The organism is Chitinophaga filiformis (assembly GCF_023100805.1).
GTDB classification, from domain to species: domain Bacteria; phylum Bacteroidota; class Bacteroidia; order Chitinophagales; family Chitinophagaceae; genus Chitinophaga; species Chitinophaga filiformis_B.
The window spans coordinates 1,583,659-1,597,044 of record NZ_CP095855.1 but is presented as its reverse complement, the minus strand read 5'-3'; the positions used below and the strand labels follow the sequence as shown (position 1 = coordinate 1,597,044).

Below are 13,386 nucleotides of genomic sequence, written 5' to 3'. Positions count from 1 at the left end.
TCCGCTTCAAGATTTTCAGTATTCATTTTCCGGGCAAACCATGTTTGCCGGCGCAGGATGAACCTGTGCCCCGCGAAAGGAAAATGTCTGAACATCCTATGCCCGGCTCTTCTTATGGGGGGGTCACAACCTACATCTATGAAAACACTAAATACACTGTTAGGGAAGAACGCCAGCTTCTTTTTGCCATTCCTTATTTGGATCGTTGGAGGAGCTTTATTACAGGTCTATTTCACACATGCAGAATTATTCCTGGCCATCAACCATGCGCATGCTCCATGGGCTGATGTGATCATGACGGGTACCACTTATATTGGAGATGGTATCACGTTTGCTGTTATGCTGGTCTTTATTCTGGCCTTCAGAAAATACAAACTGTTCCTGAACGCCGGTACAATATTGTTACTGGTTACACTCATCGTGCAGGTGGCCAAGCATTATTTCAATGAGCCAAGACCGTCACTTTATTTTGCTGATACAGCGGTGCTGGTACACACGGTAAAATGGGTACCTGTGCATGGCTCCTGCAGTTTTCCTTCCGGGCATACAACGACTGCTTTTGCCATGTTCACTTTTTTAACGCTGATCTGCAGGAATAAATTAGCCGGATTTGCGTTCTTAACACTGGCATTACTGGCCGCCTATTCAAGAATTTACCTGGCACAACACTTTTTTGTGGATGTGTACGCAGGTAGCATTATCGGTACCACGAGCAGCCTGGTTGTTTACACACTGTTCCACCAGAGAAGGATGAAGTCATCTCCTGAAGCAGCTGCAGAACCGGTCATTGGTCTGACCTGATTTAGTTATTTTTGTTGACTTGGATGATTTATGAAATACCTGTTGATAGCCATAGCAGCTGCGATTCTTTTTGTACCATTCCTTGGGGCAGTGGATCTGTTCGACTGGGATGAGATCAATTTTGCGGAAGCAGCAAGAGAGATGATCGTTACGCACAACTACTCACAGGTACAGATCGATTTCCAGCCTTTCTGGGAAAAACCACCTCTATTTATCTGGTTGCAGGCTGCCAGTATGCACATCTTTGGTGTGAATGAATTTGCGGCCCGTTTCCCGAATGGTGTTCTTGGTATTGCCACACTGGTGACGCTCTATGGTATTGGCAAAAAGCTGGCCGACGAAAAGCTGGGCTTATGGTGGGCATTGGCATATGCCGGCTCCTGGCTGCCTCACTTCTATTTCAAATCAGGTATCATAGATCCTACCTTCAACTTTTTCATATTCCTGGCCATTTATTGCGCCTTCCGTATAGCCTATGCCGCTAAGCCATCGCGAATGGCCATGCTGAGCGGCATATTCCTCGGCCTGGCGGTGTTGACCAAAGGGCCCGTAGCCATCCTGATCAGCATACTGACGCTGCCGTTCTACTGGATATACAAAAAAGGGAAAATTGGTATCAGCCTGGCCAGCGTAGGCCTGATCGCGCTCGTTGCCTTCATCACAACAGCCCTGTGGTTCGGTTATGAGCTCATCGCACACGGCTGGTGGTTTATCAACGAATTCGTTACCTATCAGATAAGACTGCTTACCACCCCCGATGCCGGTCATGGAGGTTCTTTCTTTTACCACTGGATAGTGCTGCTGATAGGCTGCTTTCCCGCAAGCATTTTTCTATTCACTTACATCAGGGGACGAAAAGGCAAATCCATTTATACCGGTTCAACTCCGGCTGAAGTAAAGGATTTCAAAACCTGGATGTGGGTCCTGTTCTGGGTGGTACTTATCTTGTTCTCCATAGTGGAAACCAAGATCGTACACTATTCTTCACTCTGCTACTTCCCGCTTAGTTTCCTTGCCGCCTGGCAGTTATACCGGATCGCAGAGAACAAACTGCAACTACACGCCTGGAATATAGTATTAATGCTGCTGACCGGCCTTGCAATCGGTATCGCCATTGCCCTCTTGCCGGTAATAGGCATCTATAAAGATGTACTGATCCCGCATATCGGCGACAGGTTCGCACAAGCCAATCTCCAGGCCCGGGTCCCCTGGTCTGCCTGGGAAATTGCCTACGGTGGCGGGTATATGCTGCTGATCATTATAAGCTCGGTGCTGTTATTCCAGAAAAAGGTAAAGGCGGGACTGTTGTGCATGTTCCTGAGCACAATAGCGGCTATACAGGTCACTATCGTACACTTTACGCCAAAGATAGAGCGGTACTCCCAGGGCGCCGCCATTGATTTCTTTAAGACCTTTGAAGGAAAAGACAGCTATGTACAGGTGCTGAAGTATCATAGCTACGCCCACTTGTTCTACACAAAAAAACTCCCGCCAGCCAATAAGAACTATTATAACAAGGACTGGTTGTTAAGTGGTCCGGTAGACAAACCTACATTTTTTGTATGCCGTGTAAGCGACAGCGAAATCTGGAAAAAAGACCCGAACCTTGAAGTAATCGGTGAAAAGAACGGCTTTGTGTTCTTTAAAAGAAAATGATATATCATATAGATAAAAAGAGGAGGGGTCCGCAGCTGCGAACCCCTCCTCTTTTTATCTATCATGTGTACCGGCTATTTTACAGCGGCCGCATATAATCTATCCACTTCGTTCCAGTTCACAACGTTCCAGAAAGCAGTAATGTACTCAGCACGTACGTTGTGATATTTCAGGTAGTAAGCATGCTCCCATACATCCAACCCGAGGATCGGAGTACCACGATCCTTTACGATGTTTTCCATCAGGGGATTGTCCTGGTTAGGGGTAGATATAACAGACAATTTCTTGGCTGGAGTTACGATCAGCCATGCCCAGCCGGAACCGAATACCCCTTTGGCAGCTGTATTGAAGCTGTCCTGGAACTTCTCAAAAGATGTGAAGGAGTTATTGATAGCAGTTTTTACCTTATCAGAAGGTGTTGTTTTCTGTGGCGATAAAAGCTTCCAGAACAAAGAGTGATTATAATGGCCACCCGCATTATTGCGCACAGCTTTATCCTCCGCTTTTACTTTCGCAAGGATCTCTTCAAGTGAAAGATTTTCGTAAGATGATCCTTTCACGGCGTCGTTCAGGTTCTTAACGTAGGCGCCATGGTGTTTGTCGTGGTGAATTTCCATCGTTGCCTTGTCAATATGAGGCTCTAAAGCGTCGTAGCCATAAGGTAAAGGTGGTACTTCAAAAGGTGCTTTTGCATTGCCGTCTAAAACGGATACCCCTCTACGGGCGGCAGGAGCTGCCACTATACCTGAGGGATTGCTTAAAGCCGCCACGCCGGCCAGGCCGGCCAGCTTTATAAATTCTCTCTTGTTCATATACTAAGGCATTAAAATTATGATGAATAAAGAACTTCAATGGTAATTGCCAAGCAGCAAATTCTACACCAATATTATAGAAATTTATTTCATGAGTGGCGCCGGTCATCAAACAATTGTCATTAAAACACAGATTCTCACTAAAATAACAGCTTCATTTCGCAATCTTTTCAAATTAATTGTTATTTTACCATACGCTTTCATGTGAAACTTTAACTTTTTCTTTACTTGTATACTTAAAACAACATTTATCCCGGACTACATAGTGAGTATATGATATATGTAGTGAATTAACGAGCTTGCCTTTGTCATCAGGCCCTTACCATGCCAGTACACACTTAACATACTGACTAACTAATTGACCATACATATACCATTTTGAATTGCCATCATTGTTCATAAAATTATATGCCAGGCAAAATGACAGAACTAGAGCATTATATCAATCAGCAACGGACCGAGCCGGATAATTATACACCAGTATTTTACCGATTGCAGCACAAGGAACAATATGCCGATTTACTGGCTTTATTAGCAGCGAATCCACATATACGTGTACATGACCACATACATTCCCAGCTGAGAGAGTTGATGAAGATCCGTAATCCAACCAAACGACTTACGGAAGAAGAATCCGAACAAAAGATCAACGAATATGTTGGTACTACACAGCTCCATGCTTTTGGCGTATGGGTTTACTACCCCTGGGCCCACAGGGTGGTACATATTGTCGATGAAAAGGATTTCATTGAACTCCGCACCAGCAGGAATAAACAAAAGATCACCGATGAGGAGATCGCCATACTGAGCGGTAAGAAAATTGGCATTATCGGACTCTCCGTAGGGCAATCTATCGCGCTTACCCTGGCTATGGAAAGAGTATGCGGAGAACTAAGGCTGACCGATTTTGACAAGGTTGAGCTGACCAATATGAACAGGATCCGTACCGGCATTCACAGTATACAGGTTCATAAAGTGCTAGTGGCCGCCCGGGAGATAGCAGAACTGGATCCGTTCATTAAGGTGGTTATTTATACAGAGGGAGCCACCGAGGAAAACCTGGACGAGTTCTTCACCAAAGATGGTAATATCGATATCCTGGTAGAAGAATGTGATGGCATAGATATAAAAATACTGAGCAGGATGAAGGCGAAGTCATTAGGCATACCTGTTGTAATGGATACTAATGACAGAGGCATGGTAGATGTAGAACGTTTTGACCTGGAACCCGACAGACCCTTATTGCACGGTTTTATACCCGATATAGATCTAAAGAGCCTTCGCGGGCTCACGGATGCAGAGAAGCTACCCATATTCCGCCCTATGGTTGCACTGGATGACATGTCCGAAAGAATGAAATACTCTTTAGGCCAGATAGGAAAGACAATCACCACCTGGCCTCAACTGGCATCCTCCGTTGTACTGGGCGGAGCCGTAGTAACAGATACATGCAGGAGAATACTGCTCGGTCAGTTCAAAAGCTCTGGCAGGTATTATGTTGATTTCGAACAGATAATTGTTTAATACTCAGGAATGAGCGGAAAAAGAAGCCCGTTGCAATCGAAAGCGCAATAGCCGGTCCGCTCATTTCCCGGCCTGATCTTTTTTAAGGAGTACCCAGATGCAATATCATGATTACAGTAAGGGCTTTTAAAGCGCCAGACGACCCGGAGGCCTGTCTTCGTTTTTATAATGGCCATCTCCGGTTATTGGAAATATACTTTGGCATTGCTAAGATCACATCCGGCAGCGCGGACTGGATGCACCATGAAAATAGCATCGTGATTATTGTAGAGGATGAAACACGCACGAAAACATACGGCGGTGCACGTGTACAACTGGCAGACGGTATATTGCCGCTGCCAATAGAAACGGCTATCGGTAAATATGATCCGAAAATATACGATATCGTAAGGACCGGCAGTGCAGAGATCTGCGCTATGTGGAACTCGAAAGAAGTAGCCGGAATGGGCATAGGCAGCCAGGTACTGGCCCGGGCGGGCGTGGTGCTGGCGGCTCAGATGCCTATTGATAATTTCCACGTTTTATGCGCCCCCATTACTACCCGTATAGGCAAGAGAGTCGGCTTTACCATCGATGAATCCTTAGGCGATAAAGGCACCTTCTTTTATCCCAAAGACGACTTCATTGCCACTGCCATGGTTATCAACGACGTTAACAAACTGGAAAATGCCGACCCCAAGGAACGGGAACTGATCTATGACCTGCGCGAAAATCTGATTCAAACCAAAACAGAAGTCGGACCTAAAGGTTCTTATGAAGTGAGCTATAACCTCGAAATTGCTAATTTGCAGTATTCCAATGTGAAGAGTGAACGGTGAATTTTCTATAAATTTAACGCATGTTCCGATTTATCGTTCTATTGCTCCTTACCATCTTGGGTTTCCAGCAACTGGAGGCAGCACCTCCCGTCGTGTTCCGAAACAATATGCCCCTGACCCGGATAGGTAAGAACCTCGAGATATACACTGATAAGACTAACAAACTGGATATCAGCGCTATCACCAAAGCGCCTTTTACATCTCCGGATGAAAATGTCCCCAATCTCCAGATCACACCATATACCCATTGGGTAAGGTTTACCATCACCAATGAATCCGACCTGCACGAACTGCTGCTGGAGGTGGAATACCCTACCATAGACGATATTACCCTGTTTGAGACACAGCCGGACGGCAGCTATAAAACAACCCACCTGGGGGAATTCACCAGCTATTCGAACCGGCCTGTCGATCATCAGAACTACATATTTCCACTCACCCTGCCACCGCATACCACCAGGCAGTACTACCTGAGGGTCGTTGCTGGGGAACAATTGCAACTACCTATTTCTATAGGTAGCCGCGACCAGGTAATGGAGAAAAATGACTACCGGGAGCTCATATTTGGCCTATACATCGGGGTTATACTGGCGATGTCCTGTTACAACCTTTTCCTTTATATATCTACGAGAGATACCAGCTACCTGACCTACGTATCCTATAACGTATTTGTAGGCCTTACCCAGGCCACCCTGCAGGGATTTACTTTCCGGTTCCTTTATCCCGGCAGCCCCTGGATGGCCCAGCATGCCACTGTACTGGTCCCCATAGTCAACGGACTAACAGCTTTATGGTTCATCCAGCAGTTCCTGCTCACCAAACAATACTATAAGCCCGGGCACAGGCTTATTAATATACTTGTCTACCTGTATATCGGCTGCTTTATCCCGGCCCTGCTGGACATGTACATTGTTGCACAGATCTGGGTACAGGCCGTGGTTGGCGCCGCAGCTATCAGCGTATTCTATATATCACTGCGCATGAGCCGTATGGGATACAGCTCTGCCAGGTTTTTCCTGATAGCCTGGTCCATATTCCTGCTCAGCGTACTGGTATTTGTACTGAGGAACATGAACGTACTGCCATACAATGAATTTACATACTATGCGCTGCAGATAGGCTCTGCCATGGAAGCCCTCCTCCTGTCCTTCGCGCTGGCCTATAAGATCAACCTGTTCAAGGCGGAAGCACTGCAGGCATCACAGGAAAACGAACGACTGGTAAGGGAACAAAATATCATACTGGAAGACAAGGTACATAAGCGCACAGAAGAATTGCAAACCAGTAACGAAGAGCTCAATATAGCCCTGAAAAATCTGAAAGATGCACAGACGCAACTGGTGGAAAGAGAAAAAATGGCCTCCCTTGGTCAGCTGACTGCCGGTATTGCCCATGAAATAAATAATCCTATCAATTTTGTCACCTCTAATATAAAACCGCTGAAGCTGGATATCCAGGATATCAAAACACTGCTGGAAAAATATGACGCCCTGCCACAGGCGAAAGATATTCATGGTGCGCTTCAGGATATTGCCGCTTTTAAAGAGGAAATAGATATTGACTACATCCATGACGAAATATCATCTCTCATTAAGGGAATTGAGGACGGCGCTACCAGGACCTCGGAAATTGTGAAGGGATTGCGTACCTTCAGCAGGCTGGATGAAAGTGATCTCAAATCCGTAGATCTTCATGAAGGAATAGACAGTACACTGGTACTACTCAAAAACAGTATACCTCCTAATGTCAAAGTAGTAAAGGATTATGGCTCTTTACCCAAAATAGAGTGCTATGCAGGTAAAATGAACCAGGTGTTCATGAACATACTGACCAACGCCTTTAACGCCATAAAAACAAACAACAAAGACCGTGAAGAGACGGTAACCATTACGACCAGGGAAGAGAACGGACTTGCCCTGATCAGTATAAAAGACACAGGCCCCGGTATGACGGAAAAAGTGAAAGAAAAGATCTTCGACCCATTCTTCACCACCAAAGATGTCGGTGAAGGCACCGGTCTCGGACTTTCAATCGTGTTCAGTATTGTTGAAAAGCACGCCGGGCGCATAGAGGTGGTCACAGCCCCTGACAAAGGTGCAGAATTTATTATATATTTACCTATGAGCGTAACCGCTCATGCGTCTTAGTATACCCACGCAGGATAATCCATTTGATCAACCTGAAAGTTGAACCTGCGGACAAAACCAAAATGGATGAAAGACAACCGTATCAGGATTTTGTACATTGACGATGAAGTTCATAACCTCAATGCTTTTAAAGCCGGGTTCCGCAGAAGTTATGAAATTTACACCGCCAATTCTGCCCAGGAAGGCAAACAACTATTGAAAAGCATTGATGTCCACATCATCATTGCAGACCAGAAAATGCCCGTGTCTACAGGAGTTGAATTCTTTAACGAAATAAAGGATACGCTCCCCGACCCCATGCGTATTCTCCTGACAGGTTATACGGATGTAGAAGATATTATCGATGCCATCAACAAAGGGCATATCTTCTCCTACATCAAGAAGCCATGGGATGAACATGAACTGCACCGCACCATTAACAACGCATTCGAAATATATTCTACCCGCAAACAGCTGAAGGAAAAGATCCTGGAACTGGAAAAGATCAATGATGAGCTCAACCGCTTTATCTACTCCACTTCACATGACCTCCGTTCACCACTCATGTCTGTGCTCGGTATCATTAACCTGAGCCGGCTCGACAACTCGGTGACCGACCCCAACGGTTATCTTAACATGATTGAAGCATGCATCCTCAAACTGGACGGATTCATACAGAAGATCATAGAATATTACCGCAATTCAAGGCTGGATGTGGAATATGAAAAGATCGACTTTGAACATCTCATCCAGGAATGTATCGCATCCTTCCGTCATCAGAACACGGCTATCCAGTTCCAGGTGAACGTAGATCAGCCGGTAGATTTCAAGGGAGATACTTTCCGTATCAGTGTTATTCTGAATAACCTGATCTCGAACGCTGTGAAATATCAGAAACCGGATGAGAGTCATCCGAAAGTGATACTGTCAGTGAAGGTAGAGCCTCATAAAGCTACCCTGTCCATAGAAGATAATGGAATAGGAATACTTAGTGAACATCTCAACAACATCTTCAAGATGTTCTTCCGTTCAAAAAATAATAATAAACCAGGAAGTGGTATTGGTTTGTATATTGTAAAAGAAGCGCTGAATAAAATTGGCGGTACTATCAACGTTGAATCAAAATATGGAGAAGGTACACAATTTGAAATAAGCATTCCCAACAGAAATGATTTCGATTCCTGATTTACGTGTAATACTGATAGATGACAATGAAGTAGATCTGCTGCTGCACGAGCGACTTATCACGCTGCAACAGATCAGCAGAACTGTGCTTGCCTTTAACAACGCAAACAAGGCGCTTGAATTCCTGTCTTCTAATATCACCCTGCCGAAAATACCGCCCACAGTATTGCTGCTGGACATACAAATGCCGGAGATGGATGGCTTTGAATTCCTGGAAGCATTTTACGCCTATCCTGCAAAGATCAAATCACAGTGCCATATCATCATGGTATCGTCATCTCTCGATTATGGAGACCTCAGTCGTACCTATGCAAACCCGATGGTGCTGAAACTGTTAAAGAAACCTTTACTGGCTTCAGAACTGAAAAACGCTATTGCTGAAATTTTTAAGGATATGTGATCCTTGTTTGAAAATAAAAAGCCCCTGCAGTGGCTTTTTATTTTCACCACATCTCATCACCACGGCAATGGCTTCCCATCACGGAAGAATCCTCCCGTAGGCCCATCTGCCGCTAACGTAGCAGCCCACACAATGCTTTTCGCACCATCTTCTACCGGTCTTGCGCCCTGCTCTTTTAATCCTTCATAGGTAGCGGTAAAACCAGGACATACTGCATTCACCAATATCCGTTCATCTTTCAATTCTTTTGCAGCTTTTACTGTCAGTGCATTGAACGTAAGTTTCGTCAGTGCATATGTTGACAGCGCTCCTGGGAAATGATGCAGGCCAAAATCAGGATCGTCATAAGAGCCCATACCACTGGTTACATTCACGATACGTGGCTGAGCGCTCCTCCTGAGCAATGGCAGGAATGCCTGTGTCACCTGCCAGGGTCCAAACACATTGCTGTCAAAGCATGATTTTACAAGCTCCAGGTTAGCGGTAGCGATTGTAGATGTCAAATCTGTCATAACACCCGCATTGTTGATCAGTACATCCAGGCGGCCGAATCGTTCTGTAACCTGTCGTTCACAGCGGTTGACGCTGTCTGCATCAGTGGTATCCAGTTCCATTGCGATAGCATCCAGGTGCTCATGCAACATCATCGCCGCAAGCTGTTCAGCTTTCCGGTGATCCCTTGCGGTGATGACCACCTTATACCCCAGCCTCGCCAATTGCCTGGCCGTTTCATATCCCAGGCCTTCTTTTCTGCCTACGCCTGTAATCAAGGCAATGTTCCTTGTTTCCATAATATCCCGATTGATTTATTGAGGCGCAAACATAGATCAGCCTGAGGCCCCGGATAAGTACGCGGGAAATTGTTAATTACTTACTAAACAGTAAGAATTGAACACGTCGCATACATTATAACTATCTTTGACATGCTGGTTTGAAATTGTTAATTACTGACAAACATGTTAGAAATGAGAAAAGAGACCTCGACCAATACACTCAATGCGAAAGAGCTGTATGAAACATGTGGAATGGCTATCGCAGTGCGGATACTGGGAGGCCGGTGGAAACCAGGCATTATCTGGCATCTGGGCCACAACAGGGTGCGTTATAGTCAGCTAAAAGCACTCATTCCAAATATTTCCGAGCGCATGCTGGTGCAGCAATTGAAAGAACTGGAGAAATATGGTTTCGTGGAACGCTTTGCATTTCCGGAAGTACCTCCGCGGGTGGAATATGCACTGAGCGAAGAGGGAAAAACCCTGCTTCCTATTGTTCAATCTCTGGCCGACTGGGGAAATGCCCAGCGTGAAAAAATAAAAATACCGGTATAATGACATACAGGTCCATCATCCCGGCGATGCGCTGGCATTATCTTCTGCCGACCGGGGCTGATCACACCCGATAATACATGTATAAAACCGGAGGATTCCTTCAGAGGTTATATTCACATATAATCCGCAACATTCTCCTCAAGCTGCACCGGTTTATCAATAGTTTCTTTCTCCTGGTATTTAAATCTGACAGTGATAGTAACCCCGCTACAGCTTTTAATATCCAGACATCCATCCAGTTGTTCCGCCAGCGTATGCATCAGCATCATGCCCATAGAATCTTTTTGGGTAGGTATTTCGCCATCCGGGAAGCCCTTCCCGTTGTCGGCAATCACAAGCGTCAGGACGTCGTTACCTGTAGGTTGCAGGGAAACGATAATAGTGCCGTTACCTGTGAACGCATACTTGATAGCATTGGTAATTGCTTCATTCAGGATCAGGCCTACCGGTACCGACTGTGATACATCAAGCTTCACCGGTGCAATCTGAAGATCAAATTTTATTCTGTTAACATCAGAGAAACCATCTTTCAGAAATACTACGAGCTCGTTAATATACGTGCTCATATCTATCAGTGCCACATTGTCTGACTGGTAAAGCTTCTGATGGATAAGGGATATGGCCTGCATCCGGTAGCGGCTTTCCCTGATAGCATTCAGCGCATCTTTATCATCAAGAAAGGCAGCCTGCGTATTCAGCAGGCTCATAACGATCTGAAGATTATTTTTAACACGGTGATGGATCTCTTTCACCAGCCATTCCTTTTCACCCAGCAATTTATTCTGGGAACTGATCAACTCCTGCAGTGATTGATTTTTGCGGTTAATTTCATCCTGCTGTTGCTTCAGCTGCCGGTTGCTACTCAATTTCAACTGATAACGATTGTACCCTAACAATAGCAGCGCAATCAACATACCTGCACCGCCGATGATCACGTTTCTGGTGAAGCGGGCCGCCTGCGCCTCCTGGGTGAGCAGTTCAATATTCCGTTCTTTCAACATCAACGCCTGATCTTTCTGCTCTGTTTCGAATTGCACCTGCAGATAACCGATCTTCTGCATTTTCGCGATATTAAACAAAGAATCGTTAGCCAGTTTATACATCCGGTAATAGTCAAGCGCTTCTTTATAGTTGGCCAGGGCAGAATCTGCGCGGTAAAGGAAAGAGCATGATTTTGCCCGGAAAGACAGATTACCGCTCTTACTGGCTACTGCCAGCATTACCTGCGCATACTGGTGCGCTGTATTGAACTGGTGAATACCCAGGTAATAGTTGACCAGTGCAGTATAAACATATTCCAGGTAAGCATCGTCAGGATACATGGTACGCCGCAGATCTTCCAGTTGCTGCGCATAAACGGCCCCGCGTTTAAAATCACCCTGCAGGCAGTAGGCATTTAAAATACTTTCAAACATCAGTATCCTGTTTTCCTGGCTTTTTGGCGGATAGTTACGCTCCTCTTCTTTCAGGATCTTCAATGCGTCTGCAGGCTTATTCATCTTCTGATAAGCCTGGCCAATGTTACGGGCCAGTATCTGCATAGCGGCAGTATCTTTTAATCGCAATGCTATTTCCCGGGCCCTTTGAAAGCTCTGCATGGCTTTAGGAATATCATCCACCCTTATATAGATCATTCCTAACCTGTTGTAAATTGTACAAAGCTGTGTACTGCTATCTCCAACCGCCTGCGCTGTCTTCAATGACAACAGCACATATTTCAGGGCATTATCGGAATCTCCCAGCTGGTTGTAAATTGCCCCCAACAAGTTGTATATGCCTTGCAGCTCTTCAACATGTACTTCTTTGAAAATTGCCAGTGCCTGCAGCAATACCTTTTTCGATTCGTTGTAGTCTGGAAGGAAGCTGTAGTAGTCGCCAAGCCTGTAAAGCGCGTCTGCCTGTTTTAATTTCAGACCGGATTCTCCATAGAGCACTGCTGCCTCGCGATAGTACTTAAGCTTCATATTAAGACTTTCAACGTCTACCGGCTGATAATAGTCACACAGTTCGACATAGGTATCGGCAAGAGATTCCTTTTGCTGCTGTTCTTTAAATATAGCCTCCGCTTTCAGTATATACTCTTTCCCTTTCACAACATCATGTTGTTCACGGAATATCTTCGAATAGAGCAGATTACTCTTTCCCTCCCATAGCTTATGGCCAGTGTTTACAGCATATTTAAGCAATTTTGCTGCGCACATTGAAGCAGTATCTATATCACCCGGCTCAATACCGGGCCTGTTGATATATGAAACACCGGCGCTGAACAGCATCCGCAGTTCAGCTGTATCCGGACGTTCCTTCCTCAGAAGCTGTTGAAGGACCGCTGACGGCACTTTCTCCTGTGCCAGGCAGGGGATCAAACAACTCGTCATACAATAGAAGAGCATGAGTAATCTGTTCATAACTTAATTTATTTTAACTTCTCTATTAGGTCAGTGGTAATGCGCTTTAGTATTTAATTGTCTTTTATACACTTTAAAGATTGGCATTTACCAGTCTTTACGAACTTTATTTTGTCTGGTCTCTCGTCTATAGTTGTGGATCGCTTCAATGAAAACTTAAAATCTGCGCTGTTACATCATATAAGGATTGCCCCGGGTTGTCTGAAAGTACTTCAATAGGCCAGACACCAATATTGTTTAAGATATGTGCATGAGATCTCCTGTAAACCTGTTCTATTATCGGCATATGTCAGCGCGGACGGATCATCTGTCCCCGCATCCCGGTTGATAC

Annotated in this window: 11 protein-coding genes; 8 read left to right on the top strand and 3 right to left on the bottom strand. The window is 45.2% G+C overall.

The window, feature by feature from the left end; genetic code table 11:
• Positions 1-138 precede the first annotated feature (138 nt).
• Complete coding sequence (locus MYF79_RS06655) at positions 139-801, top strand: phosphatase PAP2 family protein (protein ID WP_247813129.1); 663 nt, start codon at positions 139-141, stop codon at positions 799-801.
• Between the two features lie 30 nt (positions 802-831).
• Positions 832-2,457 (top strand): ArnT family glycosyltransferase, encoded by a 1,626-nt coding sequence (locus MYF79_RS06650; RefSeq protein ID WP_247813128.1) that lies wholly within the window; start codon positions 832-834, stop codon positions 2,455-2,457.
• Between the two features lie 74 nt (positions 2,458-2,531).
• Here the strand turns inward: MYF79_RS06650 and MYF79_RS06645 are convergent, their stop codons facing one another.
• Positions 2,532-3,269 carry a superoxide dismutase gene (locus MYF79_RS06645; protein WP_247813127.1) on the bottom strand — a complete coding sequence of 246 codons (738 nt, stop codon included), beginning with the start codon at positions 3,267-3,269 and terminating at the stop codon, positions 2,532-2,534.
• Between the two features lie 420 nt (positions 3,270-3,689).
• Between MYF79_RS06645 and MYF79_RS06640 the strand changes: the two genes are divergently transcribed.
• The 5 genes from MYF79_RS06640 (at position 3,690) to MYF79_RS06620 (ending at position 9,322) form a co-directional block, all read left to right on the top strand.
• Positions 3,690-4,793: a ThiF family adenylyltransferase gene (locus MYF79_RS06640; RefSeq protein ID WP_247813126.1), complete on the top strand. Its 1,104-nt coding sequence runs from the start codon at positions 3,690-3,692 to the stop codon at positions 4,791-4,793.
• Between the two features lie 107 nt (positions 4,794-4,900).
• Positions 4,901-5,611, top strand: a complete 711-nt coding sequence (locus tag MYF79_RS06635) for a hypothetical protein (RefSeq protein ID WP_247813125.1) — start codon at positions 4,901-4,903, stop codon at positions 5,609-5,611.
• 20 nt (positions 5,612-5,631) lie between these two features.
• Positions 5,632-7,758 carry a 7TM diverse intracellular signaling domain-containing protein gene (locus MYF79_RS06630; protein ID WP_247813124.1) on the top strand — a complete coding sequence of 709 codons (2,127 nt, stop codon included), beginning with the start codon at positions 5,632-5,634 and terminating at the stop codon, positions 7,756-7,758.
• 66 nt (positions 7,759-7,824) lie between these two features.
• On the top strand, positions 7,825-8,922 hold the full coding sequence (locus MYF79_RS06625; protein ID WP_247813123.1) for a hybrid sensor histidine kinase/response regulator: 1,098 nt from the start codon (positions 7,825-7,827) through the stop codon (positions 8,920-8,922).
• The gene (locus MYF79_RS06620; protein WP_247813122.1) at positions 8,906-9,322 is read left to right on the top strand and encodes a two-component system response regulator; all 417 of its coding nucleotides are present in this window, start codon (positions 8,906-8,908) and stop codon (positions 9,320-9,322) included. The genes MYF79_RS06625 and MYF79_RS06620 overlap by 17 nt, the downstream gene beginning before the upstream one ends.
• A gap of 56 nt (positions 9,323-9,378) precedes the next feature.
• Here the strand turns inward: MYF79_RS06620 and MYF79_RS06615 are convergent, their stop codons facing one another.
• Entirely contained in the window at positions 9,379-10,113 is a 735-nt protein-coding gene (locus tag MYF79_RS06615) for an SDR family NAD(P)-dependent oxidoreductase (RefSeq protein ID WP_247813121.1), read from the bottom strand.
• 174 nt (positions 10,114-10,287) lie between these two features.
• On the opposite strand from MYF79_RS06615, the gene MYF79_RS06610 reads away from it, so the two are divergent.
• Positions 10,288-10,650 carry a winged helix-turn-helix transcriptional regulator gene (locus MYF79_RS06610; RefSeq protein WP_247813120.1) on the top strand — a complete coding sequence of 121 codons (363 nt, stop codon included), beginning with the start codon at positions 10,288-10,290 and terminating at the stop codon, positions 10,648-10,650.
• 113 nt (positions 10,651-10,763) lie between these two features.
• Here the strand turns inward: MYF79_RS06610 and MYF79_RS06605 are convergent, their stop codons facing one another.
• A complete protein-coding gene (locus MYF79_RS06605) occupies positions 10,764-13,055 on the bottom strand; it encodes a histidine kinase dimerization/phosphoacceptor domain -containing protein (protein ID WP_247813119.1) in 2,292 nt (763 codons plus the stop codon).
• Positions 13,056-13,386 lie beyond the last annotated feature (331 nt).

Coding starts and splice junctions, on each gene's coding strand:
- MYF79_RS06655 (WP_247813129.1), top strand. CDS start 139: ATGAAAACACTAAATACACTGTTAGGGAAGAACGCCAGCTTCTTTTTG.
- MYF79_RS06645 (WP_247813127.1), bottom strand. CDS start 3,269: ATGAACAAGAGAGAATTTATAAAGCTGGCCGGCCTGGCCGGCGTGGCG.
- MYF79_RS06605 (WP_247813119.1), bottom strand. CDS start 13,055: ATGAACAGATTACTCATGCTCTTCTATTGTATGACGAGTTGTTTGATC.
- MYF79_RS06625 (WP_247813123.1), top strand. CDS start 7,825: ATGAAAGACAACCGTATCAGGATTTTGTACATTGACGATGAAGTTCAT.
- MYF79_RS06610 (WP_247813120.1), top strand. CDS start 10,288: ATGAGAAAAGAGACCTCGACCAATACACTCAATGCGAAAGAGCTGTAT.
- MYF79_RS06615 (WP_247813121.1), bottom strand. CDS start 10,113: ATGGAAACAAGGAACATTGCCTTGATTACAGGCGTAGGCAGAAAAGAA.
- MYF79_RS06635 (WP_247813125.1), top strand. CDS start 4,901: ATGATTACAGTAAGGGCTTTTAAAGCGCCAGACGACCCGGAGGCCTGT.
- MYF79_RS06640 (WP_247813126.1), top strand. CDS start 3,690: ATGACAGAACTAGAGCATTATATCAATCAGCAACGGACCGAGCCGGAT.
- MYF79_RS06630 (WP_247813124.1), top strand. CDS start 5,632: ATGTTCCGATTTATCGTTCTATTGCTCCTTACCATCTTGGGTTTCCAG.
- MYF79_RS06650 (WP_247813128.1), top strand. CDS start 832: ATGAAATACCTGTTGATAGCCATAGCAGCTGCGATTCTTTTTGTACCA.
- MYF79_RS06620 (WP_247813122.1), top strand. CDS start 8,906: ATGATTTCGATTCCTGATTTACGTGTAATACTGATAGATGACAATGAA.